At 45.2% G+C, this 21,118-nt stretch carries 20 protein-coding genes; 15 read left to right on the top strand and 5 right to left on the bottom strand.

From position 1 onward, the window contains the following. The first annotated feature begins 128 nt into the window (after positions 1-128). Both BM210_RS16955 and BM210_RS16960 read left to right on the top strand, forming a co-directional pair. Positions 129-1,034, top strand: a complete 906-nt coding sequence (locus tag BM210_RS16955; RefSeq protein ID WP_091170476.1) for a MerR family transcriptional regulator — start codon at positions 129-131, stop codon at positions 1,032-1,034. 63 nt (positions 1,035-1,097) lie between these two features. Continuing rightward, complete coding sequence (locus BM210_RS16960) at positions 1,098-1,571, top strand: SRPBCC family protein (RefSeq protein WP_091170478.1); 474 nt, start codon at positions 1,098-1,100, stop codon at positions 1,569-1,571. A 183-nt stretch (positions 1,572-1,754) separates the two neighbouring features. On the opposite strand, the gene BM210_RS16965 is transcribed toward BM210_RS16960, so the two are convergent. Both BM210_RS16965 and BM210_RS16970 read right to left on the bottom strand, forming a co-directional pair. Further along, positions 1,755-2,888, bottom strand: a complete 1,134-nt coding sequence (locus tag BM210_RS16965) for a GNAT family N-acetyltransferase (RefSeq protein ID WP_177237855.1) — start codon at positions 2,886-2,888, stop codon at positions 1,755-1,757. Positions 2,889-3,123: 235 nt separating this feature from the next. After that, the gene (locus BM210_RS16970; RefSeq protein WP_091170483.1) at positions 3,124-4,008 is read right to left on the bottom strand and encodes a LysR family transcriptional regulator; all 885 of its coding nucleotides are present in this window, start codon (positions 4,006-4,008) and stop codon (positions 3,124-3,126) included. Positions 4,009-4,173: 165 nt separating this feature from the next. On the opposite strand from BM210_RS16970, the gene BM210_RS16975 reads away from it, so the two are divergent. Together BM210_RS16975 and BM210_RS16980 are read left to right on the top strand one after the other, a co-directional pair. Continuing rightward, the gene (locus tag BM210_RS16975; protein WP_091170485.1) at positions 4,174-5,214 is read left to right on the top strand and encodes a YeiH family protein; all 1,041 of its coding nucleotides are present in this window, start codon (positions 4,174-4,176) and stop codon (positions 5,212-5,214) included. Positions 5,215-5,309: 95 nt separating this feature from the next. Continuing rightward, positions 5,310-5,588, top strand: a complete 279-nt coding sequence (locus tag BM210_RS16980) for a DUF2277 domain-containing protein (protein WP_091170487.1) — start codon at positions 5,310-5,312, stop codon at positions 5,586-5,588. Between the two features lie 150 nt (positions 5,589-5,738). On the opposite strand, the gene BM210_RS16985 is transcribed toward BM210_RS16980, so the two are convergent. Then, a complete protein-coding gene (locus BM210_RS16985) occupies positions 5,739-8,930 on the bottom strand; it encodes a bifunctional cytochrome P450/NADPH--P450 reductase (protein ID WP_091171031.1) in 3,192 nt (1,063 codons plus the stop codon). 243 nt (positions 8,931-9,173) lie between these two features. Here BM210_RS16985 and BM210_RS34860 point away from each other — a divergent pair, with 243 nt between their 5' ends. The 8 genes from BM210_RS34860 (at position 9,174) to BM210_RS17025 (ending at position 16,256) form a co-directional block, all read left to right on the top strand. Next, positions 9,174-9,785, top strand: a complete 612-nt coding sequence (locus BM210_RS34860; protein WP_177237856.1) for a TetR/AcrR family transcriptional regulator — start codon at positions 9,174-9,176, stop codon at positions 9,783-9,785. A gap of 104 nt (positions 9,786-9,889) precedes the next feature. Then, a complete protein-coding gene (locus tag BM210_RS16995; protein WP_091171033.1) occupies positions 9,890-10,207 on the top strand; it encodes a metal-sensitive transcriptional regulator in 318 nt (105 codons plus the stop codon). Positions 10,208-10,414: 207 nt separating this feature from the next. Beyond that, the gene (locus BM210_RS17000) at positions 10,415-10,615 is read left to right on the top strand and encodes a copper ion binding protein (protein ID WP_091171035.1); all 201 of its coding nucleotides are present in this window, start codon (positions 10,415-10,417) and stop codon (positions 10,613-10,615) included. Between the two features lie 31 nt (positions 10,616-10,646). Then, entirely contained in the window at positions 10,647-13,082 is a 2,436-nt protein-coding gene (locus tag BM210_RS17005; protein ID WP_091170489.1) for a heavy metal translocating P-type ATPase, read from the top strand. A 32-nt stretch (positions 13,083-13,114) separates the two neighbouring features. Further along, positions 13,115-13,969 (top strand): hypothetical protein, encoded by an 855-nt coding sequence (locus BM210_RS17010; protein ID WP_091170492.1) that lies wholly within the window; start codon positions 13,115-13,117, stop codon positions 13,967-13,969. A gap of 211 nt (positions 13,970-14,180) precedes the next feature. Then, positions 14,181-14,468, top strand: coding sequence for an STAS domain-containing protein (locus BM210_RS17015; protein ID WP_091170494.1), 288 nt, complete (start codon positions 14,181-14,183; stop codon positions 14,466-14,468). 43 nt (positions 14,469-14,511) lie between these two features. Beyond that, positions 14,512-14,925: a PAS domain-containing protein gene (locus BM210_RS17020; protein WP_091170497.1), complete on the top strand. Its 414-nt coding sequence runs from the start codon at positions 14,512-14,514 to the stop codon at positions 14,923-14,925. Between the two features lie 5 nt (positions 14,926-14,930). Then, positions 14,931-16,256, top strand: coding sequence for a putative bifunctional diguanylate cyclase/phosphodiesterase (locus BM210_RS17025; protein WP_091170501.1), 1,326 nt, complete (start codon positions 14,931-14,933; stop codon positions 16,254-16,256). On the opposite strand, the gene BM210_RS17030 is transcribed toward BM210_RS17025, so the two are convergent. Together BM210_RS17030 and BM210_RS35720 are read right to left on the bottom strand one after the other, a co-directional pair. Further along, entirely contained in the window at positions 16,221-16,958 is a 738-nt protein-coding gene (locus tag BM210_RS17030) for a ZIP family metal transporter (RefSeq protein ID WP_091170504.1), read from the bottom strand. The genes BM210_RS17025 and BM210_RS17030 overlap by 36 nt on opposite strands. A gap of 137 nt (positions 16,959-17,095) precedes the next feature. After that, positions 17,096-17,236, bottom strand: a complete 141-nt coding sequence (locus BM210_RS35720) for a helix-turn-helix domain-containing protein (RefSeq protein ID WP_256223691.1) — start codon at positions 17,234-17,236, stop codon at positions 17,096-17,098. Positions 17,237-17,727: 491 nt separating this feature from the next. Here BM210_RS35720 and adh point away from each other — a divergent pair, with 491 nt between their 5' ends. The 3 genes from adh to BM210_RS17050 all read left to right on the top strand — a co-directional run bounded on the left by adh (position 17,728) and on the right by BM210_RS17050 (position 21,072). After that, the gene (adh, locus tag BM210_RS17040) at positions 17,728-19,248 is read left to right on the top strand and encodes an aldehyde dehydrogenase (protein ID WP_091170509.1); all 1,521 of its coding nucleotides are present in this window, start codon (positions 17,728-17,730) and stop codon (positions 19,246-19,248) included. 12 nt (positions 19,249-19,260) lie between these two features. Continuing rightward, on the top strand, positions 19,261-19,626 hold the full coding sequence (locus tag BM210_RS17045; protein WP_091170512.1) for a DUF779 domain-containing protein: 366 nt from the start codon (positions 19,261-19,263) through the stop codon (positions 19,624-19,626). A 171-nt stretch (positions 19,627-19,797) separates the two neighbouring features. Beyond that, a complete protein-coding gene (locus tag BM210_RS17050) occupies positions 19,798-21,072 on the top strand; it encodes an erythromycin esterase family protein (RefSeq protein ID WP_091170515.1) in 1,275 nt (424 codons plus the stop codon). Positions 21,073-21,118 lie beyond the last annotated feature (46 nt).

Raw genomic sequence — 21,118 nt, forward strand, 5'->3', positions numbered from 1 at the left:
CAGAAACTATACAAAATCTATACAAAATATGCAACATATATTTTAATATCATTGAATTTATATGAGTAATGCTCTTGCACTATTCATTTTGTATAATTTATGTATAATTAAATCGAGGTGGGTAAGATATGTATAGCATTAAAAAAGCTTCTGAATTGCTAGGTATTCCCACAGTAACCATAAGAGCTTGGGAAAATAGATACCAGATCATAAATCCAATTAGAGGGAATGGTGGACATCGTTTATATAGCGATGCCGATATAGACACACTTAAATGGATAAAAACCCAAATTGACGAGAACAAAATGAAAGTAAGCGAGGCTGTGTGGCTGCTGAAACAAAGAAGTCTTAAGAAACCCATTAAAGCGGTTGAACGAACACAAGTCGGTAAGCCCTATGATGATCTAATTGAAAGGCTATTTGGACACTTAGTTGATCTCAATACATTCCAGTCACACGAAATAATCGATCTTGCTTTTGCCTTGTATCATTATGACGATGTGTTCCATCATATTCTGGTTCCAGTATTATATCAAATGGGTGAAGAGTGGGAAAGAGGGAACGTAACGGTTGCTCAGGAGCATTTCTCTTCCCAATTGGTAATGCAAAGAATAACACAGTTTTTTAGAGTTCTTCCCATTCATCCTGATCTGCCAAAAGTGCTGGCTTTGTGTCCTGAGGGAGAACATCATCATATGGGCTTGATGCTCTTCAGCTTATTTTTACGAAAAAAGGGTGTGGATGTGATTTATTTAGGCCCCAATACACCCTTAAGTGATTTGAAACTAGTCATTGAGCAGAAGCAGATTTCTGTAGTGGCTGTTTCGGTTACTGATCATGGACTTATCGAAGCGTTGGAGCATTGGATCGATGAATGTCGGGTAAAATACCCGAATCTAAAATTTGTGCTTGGTGGAACGGGTTTTCAACATTGCTTATCACATATATCCACTTATGTCCAACCCGATGATCAGAATAGCTGGGAAATGTGGTACAAGATGGATATTATGGGTGCCAAGCCATCTTTTGTATGAGGCAGCTTGTAGAAGAGTGGAGTAATCGAGATCCATATTTTATTAGCGAAAGGATTTGAGTATATGACTATGTCTGTTTCAGTTCCTGATCTTTCGGCCAGGCCCTTCCGTTTAACCACGGAACGATTGATGGTTGCATCGTCTGAAGTACTATATCGCGCATGGACAGAGCAGTTCGATGAATGGTTTGCTGCTCCTGGTTCGGTAATTATGAAAGGTGAGGTCAATTCTGTTTTCTTTTTTGAAACGAGCTACAAAGTAGAGTCGGAAAAAGAGGCAAGGCGCCATCCGCATTACGGGCGTTTCCTAAGGCTTGTGCGTGAACGTCTTGTGGAAATGACATGGGTTACTGGGGCGGGTGGAACACTTGGAGCTGAAACGGTGGTCACGGTAGAGTTCACTCCCCGAGGCACAGGTACGTATTTACGCCTCACACATGAAGGCTTTCAGGACGAGGCGTCAAGGGATGCGCACGATCAGGCTTGGCCATTTGTGCTTGAACAGCTTGATCAACGGATGACAGCGAGAACATCATGAATTTTCTAAGTCCCGACTTATCAATAAGGGAAGGGCAGCCTATAGCTGCAGTCATTCCTAAATTGAACTGAATATAAAGTAAACAAAGAGTAGGCCGAGGCCTACTCTTTGTCGTAGATCATGCTGTGTAAATTGGCAAAATCGTGATATATAAGCTGCTGCACATCCTCTAATCCTATAGATTTAAATGTAATTAAGTCCGTTTGTAAGGGGAAGCGGAATTGTAGACCACCCTGGCAGGAGTGGCTTGTGGAGGGAGGAAGGATCGAACAGCAATGTAACGAGCTCGGAAGGAGTGATGACGAGGCTCGTATCTCCAGTCTTTACCTTATAGGTACCATCCTCCATGGAGTTAACCATAAACGCCTGCTGTTGATCCTTGTTAGAACCAGGAAAAGCTTGATCTAGAACCCGCTGCGCGTTCACAATATATACGGTTCCATTGTTGGCTTTTGTTTCCGAAGGAACAGATGCTTCTCGCAGCAGTTCAATTAGCTTCTGTTCGTGCCAGCACACTGGAATTTTCAACTGAGTGAGATTTAATTGCTCAACTGCATTGGCAATCAGGGTACCAACGTGAGCAGCAGGACCCGCCCATTCAATGGTTATTGGGGGCTTACTGTCCGCAGAGTGACCAGGTGCCGCAATCACAGCGAATGAATCGACGCTGCTGGCTTCTCCTGCAGCTACAAGTGTACGATGCTCCAGTCTTAGACAGCTGGCATAAGCTTCGGCTTCAATCATTAAGCCGAGGTCGGTAACGCTCTGCTCATATGCGACTTTTCGGTCTGCCGCTGTCGCTTGCAGAGCGAATAAGTCTGCCAACTGGAACGATCGTGATTCAATAGGGCTGTCTCCGGTAAGTAGGGCAGATACTGCAGCTTTAAGTCGAACGGCACCTTCTGTATCCAATGTAAAGTGCTCCGTACTTCCAAATGGATAGCAATGTACTCGCGTATAGAGTGAGCGGTCGCCCGAAATGAAGAGCAGGGAGGCGCCGGCTTCATCGACATGCTGCTTGCAGCGATCAAGCAGTTGGCCTGCGATGCCTTGTCCACGATAGTCCGGATGCGTGCACACCGCTCCCATAGAAAATACATTGAGCCTCGCTCCGCCAGTATGAATCACAAAAGGAACAAGTCCCATAAAGGAAACGAGTCGACCTTCATCAAAAGCTCCATAGGAATGACTTAAACCCGGTGCGAAAAGAAACGGAAAGCTTGTACCCATTGAGCTTTGCCCCGGTTTACGGAATACGTCGTCTGCAAGCTGGACAGCCTGTTTGAGTTCATGGTTTGTTACTAATCGAATCTCCATTTCACATTCACTCCATATCATCTTTTATTAAGACCCATTTAAAAGCGAGCTCACAGGTTCTAGCAGCAATCCCTGTATTCCTAAATGTCTTCTTATGTAAAAGTTAATCTTGCAAAAATAGTAACACAAACAAAATAGAAATCAAACACATTTTTAGTTTACAAGAATAAAAGTTTGCTATCACAGCATAGACGGTTGGAAGACGCTTTTATGCGAGCACTCAGAGTGGGTTTTTTCAGCTCTTATTATGAATTAGTTTCTGTATGAACATATTCACAGCCATTGTAGATGCATGATCATGATTTCGAAGCATCCAAAAATTACGTTCCAACAGCTTGGGGATTACAGTTATTTGACACAGTTCTCCCGATTCAAGCTCCTTTCGTACAATCCAGCGTGAGAGAATAGCAATACCAAGACCCGCAGAAACCGCTTCTTTGACCCCTTGGCTGCTGTTGAATACATAGGAACGTTTTATTGAAATTCCAGCTGCTTGGATAAACTGTTCGCTGAAGGCACGCGTCCCCGAACCAATTTCTCTAAGTATCCAGATGTGATCATGAAGCATATCCGGCTTCACGGTTTTTTTGGACGCCAAAGGATGTTCTGCAGAAGTGAATAGTATCATTTCGTCTTTCATGTAAGGAGTAATGATCATTCCACTAGACGCTACATTACCCTCAACTAAGCCGAGATCAAGTTTATTAGCTTTCAAAGCTTGAGTGATTTCTTCTGTATTCGCAATCGTAACGGACATTTCGACTTCTGGAAATTGTGCGGCAAATTGCGCGAGCACCCGCGGGAGGATGTATTCACCAATTGTGAAGCTGGCACCAATTTGTATGGATCCTGTTACTTTTTCATTCAATAATTGAATTTCCTGTTTGGCTTCTTGATGAAGGGAAAGAATTTGCTTCGCTCGTTTATAAAGAATTTCACCTGCCTCTGTTAGTTTGACAAGCTTCGGTGAACGATGCATAAGTTTTGCGCCAAATTCATTTTCTAAGTTACGAATGTGCAGAGAGACCCCTGGTTGGGACAAGTTTAACAGCTCTGCGGCTCTCGAAAAGTTTCTTTGTTCTGTTACAATTACAAAAACTCGAAGGGTTTCAACAATCATTTCAAATTCACCTCACAATAACATTTTACATGTGCTCTTGAAATACAACAACTTTAATCATAAGTTTTTCTCATCATACAAATAAGGAATTGATATTTCACTAATGGTTGAAACAGTCTTATAGTGAAGCTATAAAATGTAACTATACGATTGGGAGTGAGGATAATGGTACAGACCTACGCCTTGCCAAATAAACAAAATAAAATATGGGGTTTTGCGCCCGGCATTGGTTTAACGTTGCTTCTTGCTGTTACAGCCAAATATTTGGCGGTGTTACCGTTCCTAAGTATCATGGGTCAGCTAGTTATAGCGATTTTGTTGGGGATCGTGTGGAGAGCGGTAGTTAGCGTGCCTCAGCAAGCCATGCAAGGCATTGCCTTTTCAAGCAAAAAGCTTCTACGATACGGCATTATTTTACTTGGAATGAAATTAAATCTGATCGATATCGTTCATGCGGGCCCAAAGGTTGTAGCTATTGCGATCATCAATATTGTTTTTACGATTTTTGTCGTATATGGCATTACCAAGTTGTTCAAAGTGGAAAAACGTTTAGGTATTTTAACGGCATGCGGTACGGCGATATGTGGCGCAGCAGCTGTCGTAGCTATATCACCGCAAATCAAGGCAAATGACAATGAAACGGCGATTGGGGCCGCAACAGTCGCCATATTGGGAACTATTTTTACTCTAGCGTATACGTTGCTCTACCCAGTGCTTGGTTTAACAGCCAAAGGATACGGCATTTTCTCAGGTGGAACGCTTCACGAGGTTGCTCATGTAATCGCTGCTGCAGCTCCGGGTGGTCAAGAGGCAGTGGATTTGGCTATTATCGTTAAATTGACACGCGTCGCTCTTTTGGTACCGGTAGCCATCATTATTGGAATTTGGGCGAACCGTGAGGAATGTAAAACAAAGGGTGATGGACAGAAATCGAGCTTGAATTCGATCCCGATTCCTTGGTTTATTGTTGGCTTTTTAGCGATGAGCGGTGTCAACACACTTGGTATTATTCCATCAGCTGTTACGAATCAATTCATTGTGGCAGCTTATTTATTAATTGCTATGGCCATGGCAGGACTTGGGCTTAATGTGGATATCCTTACGTTTCGTCGTCTTGGAATGAAGTCGTTTGCCGCAGGACTGATAGGATCGGTGTTGCTGTCTGTTTTGGGTTACATGCTAGTCTTTCTATTTGGATTAAATTGATTAAGATAAAATGGAAAATAAGAATTTTCCAGCTGGCATGTGGGGAAGGGAGTGTTGTAAAATGAATAAAAAACGGTAATCCAAAGGAGAATACGATGTGCCGAAACATTAAAACCCTATTTAACTTCGATCCACCAGCTACTGAAGATGAGATTCATGCTGCCGCGCTCCAGTTCGTGAGAAAAATAACGGGCTTCAACCAGCCTTCGAAGTCCAATGAGGAAGCGTTCAATCTCGCTATAGCGGAGGTGACTGTGGTAGCGCAGAATCTGTTGGATACGCTGGTAACTAATGCCGAATCTCGTAATCGAGAGGTTGAGATTGAGCGCGCACGAGCCCGATCTGCAAAAAGGTTTGGAGCAGCAAAGGATTGAGAAGATAGGGAAGGGGGAACCATGAAAGAACAGGAATGTAAAGGGGCTGAACTCACAAAACGTCTTTGTGAATTTCAGCCCCTTTACACAAGATTTATTGCATTAATAATTAATGATACTAACGTTTTGCGAATACACCAATTTCAATACTTATACGCCTGACCAAACATCCTTAGCATATCGTCCTTCGGACTGTAGGCGGTCTAACCACTGCTTTGCTTGTTGTTCATCCAGGTTATGGACTTCGCCATAAGCTTGTATAAGTGTAGCTTCTACATCCGGAGCCATCCGGCTGCCGTCCCCGCATACGTAGAGTATGCCTCCATTGTCAAAGATGTCGACCAGCAGCTTGGCGTTTTGGCCCATCAAATGCTGGACGTACGTTTTCTGTGTGTCAACTTTCCGTGAAAATGCGCAATGCAGAGTGACGATCCCTTCCTCTTGAAATCGTTCCAGCTCTTCACGATATAGATAGTCGTCATCGCCCCGGCAGCCGAAAAACAAATGTGCTTCACCCAATTTCTTTCCTTGACGCTTTAAGGCGCTTCGTGCCTGTAGGAAACCGCGGAATGGAGCCACTCCTGTTCCCGGCCCAACCATGATGATCGGCGTTTCCGTATTCTCCGGCAGTTGGAAACCGGACTCCGGGGTTCGTATGAACATAACTACCTCATCATCAACGTGACAACCGGCCAAATAATTCGATGCGACTCCACGGTATTCACCCTGACCGCTCCATGCAGGTCCACGCACGACACCAACCGTAATACTTGCTTGCTCCGGTTGAACGCGCGGCGAGCTGGATATCGAGTAGTACCGAGGTTTAAGTGGGGGAAGAAGTTCGATAAATCGTTCAAAAGGCAGCTCACAGGCTTCATATTTAACAAGCAAATCGAGCATCGTGAGCCGTTTGTTCAGCACCTGTTCCCGGTATACGTCTTCAGCTAGCAGTGCCTCGAGCTCCTTTTTATGTGGCGGGCAGACAGTGTATGCCGCCAGCTCTCGCAGCTGGGCACGAGTCGCTGCTTCCTGCAGCTCCACGTTGTGAGACAACAGGTCATGCAGGCTTACCGGACGGTCGAGCGGCAGGTGTGCTGCGCTGCGTCCTGTTGCCTTCAGGATAAGATGATCATTGCTGTTCAAACGATAGCGACGCAGTGCTCGCTCTACCAGCTCTGGACGGTTGCACGGCAGCACACCAAGATGATCCCCCTCCTGATAAGTGATGCCCTCCGGCAGCTCAATCTCCAGATGCCGCGTACTGCGTTCGCTGCTTGCACCCTGCAGCTCGCGGTTATCCAATACCTTTGCATGTACTGCTTCGTAAGATTCAGCCAATGGGGTGCCAACAAAGCCGCTGACGAATTGGACTGTCAGTGTGCTGCGCTCGCTATCAGTCTTAGCATTCAACTGCAGACCGAGCTTATCCATCACACCTGGCCACAGCTGTTCTTTCCATTCATCCAGCTGCTTCTCAAAATCGCCGCTAGCGTCCGCTTCACCACGCTCTGCAAGTCGGGTAGCACCATTGGCGGCCAGCTGTTCGTCTATCAGGCGTGGAATGTACTGGTACGTGTTTGCCCAGTTGCGGTCACCACATCCGAATACCGCATACTGAACTCCATTCAGATCCCCTGACCCTATAGTCTCAAGCCATTGCACAAAGGTACGAGCACTGCTTGGCGGCTTGCCATTGTATGACGCCGTCACGATAAATACAGCGCCTTCCTTCGGCAGCTTGCCTGCTCTGTCATTCATTGCCGCGATTTCACAGCGAAATCCCTGCAGCTTGGCTTCATCAGCCAGCTCTCTGGCGATGCCCTCGGCTGTGCCCATATTCGACCCGTACAGGATGAGCAGCGGCGTGTTATGGGTCTGAACACTAACATCTGGATGGCTTGCCTGCTTTGTTTTGGATTGTGGAGAAGGTGGAGAAGTAACTTCAGAACCGTCTAATAGTACAGTCCCTACCCCTGCGTTACCTCTCGGGCGGACCCGGATCGTAAAGCCATCCGGCTTCAAAGTTAGCGACTCCTTAATATCCAGCTGATAGTTCGTATGATCGATCAACTCAAAGTGTTTAAGCACCATGCCGAGTACAAGCGTTGCTTCCTGCAGCGCAAACTGCTGTCCGATACAAGCACGTTGACCGTTGCCGAACGGTTTGTAAGCGTCATGAGGAATTTGGCTTGGGTCCTTGAAGCGCTCTGGTCGGAATTCATCAACGTCGTCGCCCCATGCGCTCTTATCACGATGAAGCTGAGGGATGAGTACAGATATAGCCTCACCCTTTGCCACTGGGTATGTGCCAGCAAGCAGTGTATCTTCTTTGGCGTAGAGCGCGAACATGGGAGCAGTCGGCCATAGCCGGAGCGCTTCGTTTAATACCATACGTACGTAATGCAGCTCCCGGACCTGGCCGTAGGTTGGAATAGGCCCAGTCAGCACACGATCCACTTCCTCATAAGCTTTTTGCAGCTTTTCCGGATTTTTTAGTAAATAATAGATGGCAAATGACAGCAGACCGCTAGTTGTTTCATGTCCGGCGATCAGGAATGTAATAATCTGATATCGTATATTTTCGTCGTTCAGCCCTACGCCCGTTTCGGGGTCTTTCCCCTCCAGCATATGCGATAGCAAATCGTCTACACCTTGGCTGCCTTGCGCCTTACGCTCGGCAATGATCTTGTCCACCAACGTATACATGGACTGAATATCATGCTTGTACTGACGCTTAGTTAGTACCATCAGCTTATCCTGCAGTCCAAGCCGCTGAAGCTGGCTCATAGCTTCATGCAGTGAACGAACCATGCTCGTTATAAAGGGATGCGGTTCCTCTCTGTAAAAGCTGTTGAACCTATAATTGAAGCCAGTCAGACCTATTGTATCCAGCGTCAGCCGTGTCATATCATCAGGCACATTGATGCTTTCGTCCGGGTTCAGACGGGACCATTTCTGAATCATCTGCGTAGCGATATCGACCATCATATGATGATAGCCCTGCATGGCTCTCTGCGAAAAGCTTGGCAATAATATATGATGAGCCTTCTGCCAATTAGGATCTTCTGTATCAGCCGTAAACAACCCGTCACCCGCAAAGGGGCGAACGTTCATCAGAGCGGTATGCACTTTTTTATCAAAACGGGATTCGTCACAGGCATCTGCCACTAGTTTATGGTCAGAGATCATAGTCATCGTTCTACCCGGTAATTCCAGTTTGAAGATGGGGCCGAACTCTTCTGCAAGCTTAATCATCGATTGTACAGGTTTAACCTTATCAATGAGCGGCAAATTGCCAAGCGGACCGTACGTCTTGGGTTGGGGAATTTGTGGAGCTGTCATATTTTCCAATGTTATTACCTCCTAATCGTTGATCCGGCTGCATGCACCAGATTACTATTTGAACATTGTGCAGGAATTATTACACATACGATTTGTTAAGTAATCAACATCATGTTTATAATTAAATTATAGGCTCGCTTCTTTTAGATTCAATATGGACTTACATGCGATTTGCTGTTTATACATCACATTGTCTATTTATGCTAATAACTTCACCATATTGCTACAGTTAAGGAGTTATCGATGACTAGAAAAACCGATCTGCGCGTTATCAAAACCAGAGAAGGGATCCGCCGCGCTTTTCTTGAGCTGATCAGGGAAAAGGGTTACGATGCCATAACAATACAGGATATCGCTGAGCGATCCATGACGAATCGGAATACTTTTTACCTTCACTATACAGATAAAAAGGATCTCCTTGAAACTGTCACGGATGAAGTGCTTGATGCACTGACGGGCAAGCTTACGGTCGTTATCGCCCAAAAATCCGATCAGTTCCTCATGTCACAAGCTATTATACGAATCGTGTTCGAGCATGTTTTGGAGCATTCTGTTTTTTGTAAGGCTATGCTCGGCAAACATGAAGTACCGCGCTTTCATGATAAAATGAAACAGATTATTCATCATATTTTTCATCAAGTATTAAACCAGAATCATTCACAGCTGCAAGATTCAAAGGGAATCCCTAACGATTTTCTTGAAAATTGCTTGTCATCTCTGTATATTGGCACGATAGTATGGTGGGTGGAGCATGATTTTCATTATTCTGCCGAACAAATGACAGCTATCATGTCAGAAGTTATTACAAAGGGTCCGATACAAGCTGCTGGATTTATCCGAAGTGAGCGTGTTTGATGGCCAGTCAAGGATTGTATAGGGTGTGGGAGTATAGTATAATTCAAGGAAAGGTAAAGGAGGCGAGTCAAATGAACGTGGAAATCGATACACTGGATTCATCCATGGATCAAGAATCTGGTTGCTGCTCGCTCGAGGAGACAGGACGAAAAAGCCATCATTCAGACAAAGTAAAAAGCAGCTTAACGAATCGATTGAATCGAATTGAAGGCCAAATTCGCGGAATTAAAGGCTTAATAGAAAAGGACACCTATTGTGATGATGTTCTGAATCAAATCGCTTCCGTTCAGTCGGCATTGAATGGGGTTGGTAAGCTATTGTTGGAGCATCATATGAAAAGCTGCATCGTCGAGCGTATTAAAGAAGGCGATACAGAAGTAATTACTGAACTTATGACAACGGTAAACAAATTAATGAAATAAACCTATATTTCCAATCAGGCAGCAGAGTAGGCTGCTTTTTCTTTAGAAATTCAGATAGGGTACAGGGGTATAGTAAAAAAATGTTGACTAAATATAGGGTGAGGGGGTATACTAAAAGCGAGATGATAATAGTTGAAATCAATCTTAAAGCCAATCAAGAAAATTATGATATTTATACAAAATGGAAAAGATGAAGGGATGAGGAATATGAACAGCAAGACATTGCACGTAAAAGGAATGAGCTGCCAGCATTGTGTGAATTCCATTGAAGGAGCTTTAAAAGAAATGGGAGCTTCCCCAAAAGTTGATCTTAAGAATAGCACTGTTGAAGTGACTTATAATGATAACGAACTAACCATAGAACGTATAAAAGAAGCTATTGAAGAGCAGGGCTACGATGTTGTGTAATCCATCTTTAGTGGACAGGGGGTGAATCACTATGGTACAAGGTGCGACCGACGCAACCAAACAAACAACCTTACCTATCACGGGTATGACCTGTGCAGCATGTGCAAATCGCATCGAAAAAGGTTTAAATAAGCTCGAAGGCGTAACCTCTGCCAATGTGAACTTCGCATTGGAAAAAGCAAGTGTAACCTATGATCCAGCCATAACTGGCATTAGCAATATGGAAGATACCATCAAGAAATTAGGCTACGATACCGTCAAAGAGGTTGCCCATCTTAAGCTCGAAGGTATGACATGCGCCGCGTGCGCGAATCGTATAGAAAAAGGACTTGGCAAGCTGCCTGGTGTCACTGACGCATCTGTCAACTTTGCAATGGAAACAGCACGCGTGCAATACTCGCCAGGTGAAGTCACAATCACCGATATGCAAAACAAGGTCAAGCAGCTCGGCTATAAAGCGGTCACAGAGCAGGAAAATGTAAACCCTGGCGAGCATCGTTTGAAAGAAGTGCAGAATCAAAAACGCAAACTGCTCATTTCAGCAGTTCTCTCTTTACCACTTTTGTGGAGCATGGTTGCCCATTTTTCATTCACGTCGTGGATTTACATGCCAGAAATTCTCATGAATCCTTGGTTTCAACTTATTGTCGCCACTCCAGTTCAATTTTATGTTGGCAAACCGTTTTATGTGGGTGCCTATAAAGCTTTGCGCAATGGCAGTGCCAATATGGACGTATTGGTCTCGCTGGGTACCTCGGCTGCTTATTTTTACAGCTTGTATTTGACGATTACCTGGTCCATCGGGGGCGGAAGTGTGCATCACGGACCTTCTTTGTATTATGAGACGAGTGCGATATTGATTACACTGGTCATCATGGGGAAATTATTCGAATCACTCGCCAAAGGCCGGACCTCGGAAGCGATCAAGTCCTTGATGGGACTGCAAGCGAAAACCGCGTTAGTTGTCCGGGACGGTCAAGAATTAACGATACCGGTGGATGAAGTCATAGCGGGGGATATCGTGCATGTCCGTCCTGGTGATAAGGTGCCCGTGGATGGAGAGGTGCTGGAAGGTCTTTCGTCGGTGGATGAATCGATGCTGACGGGAGAGAGCCTTCCTGTTGAAAAGAAAATCGGTGACACGGTAATAGGAGCGACAATTAACAAAAACGGCATGCTGCGGATTAAAGCGACTAAAGTCGGCAAAGAAACAGCGCTTGCGCAAATTATTAAAGTCGTAGAAGAAGCACAAGGCTCCAAAGCGCCAATTCAAAGGGTGGCGGATGTCATTTCCGGGATATTTGTCCCTGTTGTTGTAGGTATTGCGCTTATTGCATTCCTAGTATGGTATTTCTTCGTTACACCTGGAGATTTTGCAGGAGCTTTGGAAAAAGCAATTGCTATCCTCGTTATCGCATGTCCTTGTGCGCTCGGTCTGGCAACTCCGACCTCTATCATGGCAGGCTCTGGACGAGCCGCAGAGTTCGGTATCTTGTTCAAAGGTGGCGAGCATCTGGAGCAAACCCATAAGATCGATGCGATTATTCTGGACAAAACAGGCACCGTCACGAAAGGGAAGCCAGAGCTCACAGATGTGATAACGAACGGTGACGAGTTGGAATTTCTCAGACTTGTAGGCACAGCGGAGATCAATTCGGAGCATCCTCTTGCGGAAGCCATTGTTGCAGGCATCCGGGAACGTAATATTGAGCTGCGGGGTACTGAATCCTTTGAAGCGATCCCTGGCTTTGGAATCAAAGCTGTGGTAGAAGGCAAACAGCTGCTGATCGGCACTCGCCGCTTGATGGAACAATACGAGGTGGATGCCAGACATGCTTTTGATACGATGGCTCGTTTGGAAGAAGCCGGCAAAACAACGATGCTCGTCGCATTCGACAACCAATATGCAGGTATGGTGGCAGTAGCGGATACAATCAAAGAAACCTCGAAAGCCGCGGTTAGCCGGCTGAAAGAAATGGGCATTCAGGTGATTATGATTACTGGTGACAACGAACGAACGGCGAAGGCAATAGCAGCTCAAGTCGGAATTGATTATGTTCTCGCTGAAGTGCTTCCAGAAGGAAAAGCAAAAGAAGTGAAAAAGCTGCAGGAACAAGGCAGGATCGTTGCCATGGTTGGAGATGGCATCAATGATGCGCCCGCTCTGGCGACGGCGGACATTGGCATGGCTATCGGTACAGGCACCGATGTGGCCATGGAGGCAGCGGATGTGACACTAATGCGCGGCGATCTATCCAGCATCCCGGATGCGATCTATATGAGCCGCAAAACAATGAGCAATATCAAGCAAAATCTATTTTGGGCGCTTGGCTACAACACGCTCGGGATACCGATTGCTGCGATGGGGTTGTTAGCTCCATGGGTAGCAGGAGCGGCAATGGCTTTAAGTTCGGTTTCCGTTGTTCTCAATGCGCTCAGGCTGCAGCGGGTAAAAATACGTCACTAGTCCTCTCAGAAAAAGATTGGAGAGTTAAGCCAATGAATAAGAAAATAATTATTTTCTTAACTGTACTTACCCTTGGATTATTGTCTGCCTGCGGTACTACAAGCAACAGCAATCACACGTCTGGCCATGAGACAAGCTCTAAACAAGGGAATGCAGAGGACCATTCAGGTCATAATATGAGCCAACAAATGGTTACTGATAATTTTAAAGCGTTGTTTACGTTTGCTCCAACAGGAGTGAAGGCGAATGAACAAACCGAACTGACCATTCAAATTAATGGGAAAGATGGGATGTCAGTAAACGAGTTTAATCTTAATCATGAGAAACTGCTGCATCTCATCGTCGTCAACCATGATTTATCGTATTTTAATCACATTCATCCCGATTACAAAGGAAATGGTAAGTTTACGATTAGTACTTCTTTTCCAGCGGGCGGTGACTACAAACTATTCGCGGACTTTATTCCAACCAAAGGCTCCAGCACAACGCTAAGCGAATGGGTAAAGGTAGAAGGTAAAGAAGGGGTGCACAATGCCATTACTGCTGACGCAAAGCTTGTCAAGGAGACCGATGGTAAAGAAATCGAGCTCGCGTTAAGCAGCACCAAACCCAAAGAAGAAGTTATGTTAACGTTCAATATTCGTGATGCTCAGACGAAGAAGGGCATTAATAACCTGGAGCCTTATTTGGGCGCTGTGGGACACGTGGTGATCCTGTCGGCTAACGTGGAGGAATATATCCATGTTCACCCGGTAGACGAAAAGTCATCCGGCCCCAAAGCACAGTTCGCAACCTCTTTTCCGAAAAGTGGTGTTTATAAGCTATGGGCACAATTTCAACATCATAATAAAGTCTTTACCGTACCTTTTGTCGTTGATATCAAGTAAATGGAGTAACGTCATAAGGATGATTCATTCATAGACTAATAAGAATTTCACATATCCCTGTACATCTATTGATGTATGGGGATTTTACTATATTGTTCATCACTTCCTGAATCTCTATCATTATCTCAAGTGATCCATATCACAGATAAATATTGGTATATGCAGTAAGGTTAGGTAGATTACGTTTGAAATTCCATTGGGAGGAATGCTTATGTGCTATGAAATAAAGGATAGAGACCAACAGATCGACGTCATACTAACCGGATTTATCAGCGTAAAAGAAGCTACCTCCATCAGACAAAAATTGTTCCCGATCATTCAACAACAATTTCACAGTATCACTTTCCATCTCGGAAACGTAACAGAAATGGACAGCTCCGGGCTTGGCCTCATGTTGGCAGTACAAAAAATTGCTACCGATTACAATGCTATTATTACGTTTACTGACGTCCATGAACCATTAAAAGCGCGTCTTCTCATGGCAGGTATAACGTTATAAAGCAAGAGATGCAAGGGCACTGCTGCAGAGAGGGGTCTTCTTAATGAATACATATGATATTACCCATCGCAAGAATACAATTTCCAAGCTTAGGCTGCACGCACAAGTGTTCAGCAATTCCAGTGAAGGCATTATGATTACGGACAAGCAGCTTAAAATTTTATCTGTTAATCAAGCATTTACGACAATGACTGGATATACAGAGGACGAAGCTGCCGGCCATACACCGCGATTACTACATTCCGGACTTCAGAATCAGTATTTTTACATAAAAATGTGGGAAATTATTCACACGACCGGTCTCTGGGAAGGTGAGATTTGGAACAAACGAAAGAACGGTGAGCTATACCCCGAATGGCTGTCTATTACGACCTTGCGGAATGAAACGGGGGACATCACGAATTATATCGGAATGTTCACAGATATTACGGAACGTAAGCAGTCCGAGGAGCCCTGAAATATTTGGCTCATTTCGATAAATTAACAGGGCTGCCTAATCGTACCTTGCTTAGTGAACTAGTTCATGAAGCTACCATAAGGACATTGAAAACAAGCCAGAAGCTGGCTGTTTTTTTTATCGATCTTGATCGGTTCAAGATGGTCAATGACTCCTTGGGACACAGCACTGGGGACAAGCTTCTCCAGCAAGTTGCCGAGCGTCTGAGCTCCGTCGTTAGAAAGGATGATATCGTGTCTCGTCTGGGGGGCGACGAATTTATTATCGTTCTGCAGGATTTACAGGATATGGAAGAAGCGCGGTATATCGCTACTCATCTGATTTCCAATATCAAAAAGCCTTTCTGGGTGGAGGACAATGAGCTTTATATTAACGCAAGCATTGGAATTTGCATGTATCCAACGCATGGCAGCGACTTCGAAACACTGCTTAAGCACGCGGATTTAGCTATGTACCAAGCCAAAATCCAAAACGGAGGATACCAATTTTTTAACGAAAGCATCATTAGCACCTTCCTGAGAAAGCTTGATCTGGAGAATGAGCTGAGATGGGCCATCGTCAGGAATCAGCTGACTCTTTATTATCAGCCCCAAGTGTGCACAGAAACCGGTTACATAGAGGGCATGGAGGCGTTATTACGCTGGAATCATCCAACGCTTGGTTCTGTATCCCCCGCAGAATTCATCCCTATCGCTGAGGAAACCGGTGTCATTATGGAAATCGACAAATGGGTATTAAAGGAAGTATGTGTTCAGTTCGATCGTTGGCGTTCGGCCTCGTTTGCCGTACCCGCGATAGCTGTTAATTTATCAGCAAGGCAGTTTCTGGCGCCAGATTTAGCTGCAAGTATTCGCGATATTGTAAGCGAGACCTGCTGCAGCCCTCAGCAAATCGTAATCGAAATAACAGAGAGCAGCAGCATACACGACATGGAATCGGTGCTGCAGATTCTGCACGAAATTAAATCATATGGCTTTCAAATCGCGATTGACGATTTTGGAAAAGGTTATTCCGCACTTGGTTATATGAAAAAGTTTCCCATTGATATTCTTAAGATCGACAAGAGCTTCGTCCAGGAGCTGACTAGTGATTCGAAGAGCTTGGTCATTACGAAAGCCATTATCGACATGTCGCATGGTATGAATCTCCGAGTCATTGCGGAAGGAGTTGAAACTCTGGAGCAAATGGAATGTTTGAGGAGGATGAACTGTGACCTTGTACAAGGCTTTGTGATTGATCCGCCTATGCCGCCTGAGCAGCTCGAAACACGTTATTTGCAGACATCTGACGAGAATTTATCCAAACCAAACAAGCAGGCAAACCATCATTAACAGACCCACGATAAACGAGAACGTGGCTGCTTTTTCATGCCCATGGCCGTGTGTTTCCGGGATTAGTTCTTTATACACAATGAATAGCATCGCACCGGCGGCAAAGGCAAGTCCATACGGGATCAGCTTAGAAAATGAAGATGTCAAATGGGAGCCGAGGATACATGCAAACCATTCAATAGAACCGGTGAACACAGCTAATCCAATGGCAGTAAGGCGGCGTAAACCCTGATTAGTCAGAAATAAGGCAATAAGTAAACCTTCCGGTGCATTTTGCAATCCGATAGAGAGAGCAACTACATTGCCTAAACCCTCAACCTGACTAGCATAGCTAACACCAATGGATAAGCCTTCAGGCAGATTATGCAGCGACATGGCCACAACAAGTAGGAAGGACTTGGAATCCAGTAAATGTATTACTCCCGATTTGGAATGCTCGATATCCACATGAGGGAGATATTCCTCCAACACACTGAGGGATGCCACACCCAATAAAACCCCACAGCATAATACAAACAAATTGGATAGCTTTAATGCGGTAGGCATTAATCCGTAAACGGAAGCTGCAACCATAATACCTGCAGTCAAAGCGAGTAGTATATCCATATGACGATGGGACAATTTTTTGAAAAGAAGAACTGGCAGTGCGCCAATTCCGGTTGAAACTGCTGAAAGAAAGCCACCAATCATCATCTCATTCATGAAAAACCTCCAGATGGACCATCCAATCTTTTTAATAGGTATATGTACAACCTGTAAAAATAGAATTGAAGCCTCGGAAGTATGGGATAGAAAAAGAGAAGGAACACCGTGTGTGCTCCTTCTCTTTTTCTATCCCATTATAATAAAGAAATGTTGTATTCCTCGATTTTACGATATAAAGTTGTTCGTCCGATTTTTAATTGACTGGCAGCCTTGCTAAGATTCCATTCGGCAGCCTTTAGCGCCCTCTTGATGGCTGTGATCTCCGCGTCTCTCAAAGTGAGCAGATGGTTATCGCCTTTCCTTCTGAATCGATTAATAACGCTATCTGGCCAGATTGCTTGATGCTGGCATGCATTTGCTCGAATACTTGCTCCGCGTAATGGATGGTTTGCTCGTTATGCCTTAGCAGAGCTTGAAGACGATTTTCCGTTAAGATGACATCATCGACAGGATCACCCGGTTTTAATCCAAGTTCATGACACCGCTTCCAAGATAACGCTGCTGCTTCGGATAGAAGGTTATTATTTACTGTTAAAATATGAACACCCCCATCGTAATCGGTATCCTAAATCGATCATAACATAGTTGCTTTCATTAAAGGTAGCTGAAGGAAAGATTGTACCAAAATGAAACACAACCGATGTATCAGAATAAAACACTTACGAGATATCGCTTACAAATAAGGCTGATAAAGGCATATCCAACATGTTGGCACGATTTTTGCTTGTATATATATTGTATTTTATTTTTAAGGAGGCTGAGCTATATGATTTATGCACAACCAGGACAAATTGAATCCAAAGTTACATTTAAAAAACGGTATGAAAATTTTATTGGAGGGCAGTGGGTTGCACCTGTTAAAGGTCAATATTTTGATAATCCTTCACCTGTAAACAATCGTGTTTTTTGTGAGGTTTCTCGCTCAACATCCGAGGATATCGAATTGGCTTTGGACGCCGCTCATGCGGCCAAGGATGCTTGGGGTCGCACGTCGGTTGCGGAGCGTGCACTCATATTGAACAGGATTGCCGACCGGATGGAAGCGAACTTGGAAATGCTGGCGGTTGCCGAAACCTGGGATAATGGCAAGCCGGTTCGGGAAACCTTAGCGGCTGATCTGCCGCTGGCGATTGATCATTTTCGTTATTTTGCAGGCAGCATTCGAGCCCAAGAAGGTTCACTCAGCCAATTGGATGACAATATGGTAGCTTATCATTTTGTAGAGCCACTTGGTGTCGTCGGTCAAATTATACCTTGGAATTTCCCGCTGCTCATGGCAACCTGGAAGCTTGCTCCTGCTCTTGCCGCAGGAAATGTGGTCGTCATGAAGCCTGCTGAGCAAACACCGGCATCCATTATGGTATTGGCAGAGCTTATCCAGGATTTGCTGCCGCCGGGCGTGCTCAATATCGCTAACGGTTTCGGACTTGAAGCAGGTAAACCGCTTGCCTCCAGCAGCCGTATTTCAAAAATCGCCTTTACTGGAGAGACGACAACAGGCCGATTAATTATGCAGTATGCATCGCAAAATCTGATTCCAGTCACTCTGGAGCTGGGTGGAAAGTCACCTAACATATTTTTCGAGGATGTGCTGGCACATGATGACGCCTTTTTCAATAAAGCGCTTGAAGGCTTCGCAATGTTTGCACTGAATCAAGGTGAAGTGTGCACCAGCCCGTCTCGTGCCTTAATTCAGGAATCGATATATGACCAATTTATGGAAAGAGCCTTGAAACGTGTTGCTGCTATCAAGCAGGGCAACCCGTTAGATACCGACACGATGCTTGGGGCTCAAGCCTCCACCGAGCAGGTTGAGAAAATTATGAGCTATATTCATATCGGTGCGCAGGAAGGTGCTGAATGCCTGATTGGAGGAAATCGAGCAGCGGTGGAAGGCGATATTTCCGATGGTTACTATATTCAGCCCACCGTTCTGAAAGGACATAACAAGATGAGAATTTTCCAGGAGGAGATTTTTGGACCGGTTCTCTCCGTGACGACGTTCAAGGATCAGGAGGAGGCGCTCGCTATCGCCAATGACACTCTCTATGGACTCGGCTCCGGTGTATGGACGCGCGACATGAACACGACTTACCGAATGGGCCGCGGCATTCAAGCTGGTCGTGTATGGACGAACTGCTATCATGCCTATCCTGCGCATGCTGCCTTTGGTGGTTACAAGAGCTCAGGTATTGGCCGCGAGAATCACAAAATGATGCTTTCGCATTACCAGCAAACGAAAAATCTGCTTGTCAGCTACAGTCCCGATGCCCTTGGATTCTTTTAGAAGAGTTGAGCCATGACGACGGGAGTTAGCAAGGTTGTAGCCACTGATACGGCACTCGAGCTAATCGATACGATTAAGAACAAGCATGGCCCTGTTATGTTCCATCAATCCGGAGGCTGCTGTGATGGCAGCTCACCGATGTGCTACGCGCTGGGAGACATTATGATTGGCGACAGCGATGTATGGCTGGGCGACATCGGAGATGCACCTTTCTATATGAGTAAGGCTCAATACGAGTATTGGCAATATACGCAGCTCATTATTGACGTAGTACCAGGCAGAGGTGGGATGTTCTCACTTGAAGGTCCAGAAGGACTACGTTTTCTGACGCGCTCGAGGATATTCACGGACGAGGAGCGGCGTGAGCTTGGTCTGTAAGCTATAGTTTGCGTGATTCATAAGCTCTGTTTCCTTCGTGTATCGAAGGGAGCAGGGTTTATTTTATTTTCAACGGTGTACCTATTCGGGTTAAGGAATGCATGTTTTGTCCTGAATGCGTGCAAACTTTGGAAGAATTAATTTGACTAAGCAAGTGAGGAGTGACGATGGATGAATAACAAATTGATTATGCACTCCATACGCAAGCTAGCAAGACCTTTAACTAAAGAAGAAAGCACCAAACAATTAATCGATCAGGCAGGCAATGCTAAATATGTGCTCTTAGGGGAAGCGTCGCATGGAACTACGGAGTTTTATTCTGTTCGTGCAGAGCTTTCCAAACGGTTGATTCTAGAAAAAGGTTTCCAATTCATAGCCGTAGAAGGTGACTGGCCGTCATGCTACACGTTGAACCGTTACGTCAAGGGATACCCTGATGCCGCGGTCGATGCGAAGGAAGCGTTAAAGGATTTTAATCGATGGCCTGCCTGGATGTGGGCTAACAGCGAAATCCTTGAGCTTGCCGAATGGTTACGTCAGTATAACGCGGACAAACCTGACAAAGCAAAAGTCGGCTTCTACGGGATTGATGTGTACAGTCTTTGGGAATCTATGAATGAAATTCTGAAGTACCTTAGTACGAAGGACAGCGCAGATCTGCAGGTGGCAAAGCGGGCTTTTGAGTGTTTTGAACCGTACGGCCGTGATGAGCAATCTTACGGAATTTCAGCCTCTATTTATGGAGAAGGCTGTGAGGACGATGTCGTCTCTCTCCTTCGTCGGCTGCAGGATAAATGGAAGGACGCCCATTCGATGGATAAGGAGAACGCGCTCAGTGCCGAACTGAACGCACTTGCGGTAAAAGGGGCGGAAGCGTACTACCGGACAATGATTCATCATGACGCTGATTCTTGGAATATCAGGGACCACCACATGGTTGAGGCGCTGGAGAAGCTGATGGAGTTTCACGGTGAAGATGCTCGGACTCTTGTTTGGGAACATAATACCCATATTGGGGATGCTCGTGCGACGGATATGAGTGATGAAGGGATGGTCAACGTTGGTCAGTTGCTCAGGGAGAAGCATGGTCATGATGTATATGCCATTGGCTTCGGTTCCTATCAGGGTACTGTGTTAGCAGGTAAGGCATGGGGCGCTGAACCGGAGGAAATGCGCATGCCGCCGGCTATCGTGAATAGCTGGGAGGAATTACTGCACCGGGATGGGGCAGAGGACAAATTACTCTTATTCGATGTATCGGAGCCCGTTTTGGATGAGACCCTTGTTGGTCATCGGGCAATCGGCGTCGTATATCATCCAGATCGGGAAAGAGGCAATTACGTTCCTACAGTCATTTCGAAGCGTTATGATGCTTTTATTTATATCGATCAAACGACAGCGCTGTCTCCATTATTTAATCATACATCCTACGTTGAAATGAGATGACCAACAGTGGGTGATTTATTTAAAATGATGCAAATATGAGCTCACG

Origin of the sequence: Paenibacillus sp. 1_12 (assembly GCF_900114475.1) — a bacterium.
Taxonomy (GTDB): Bacteria; Bacillota; Bacilli; order Paenibacillales; family NBRC-103111; genus Paenibacillus_S.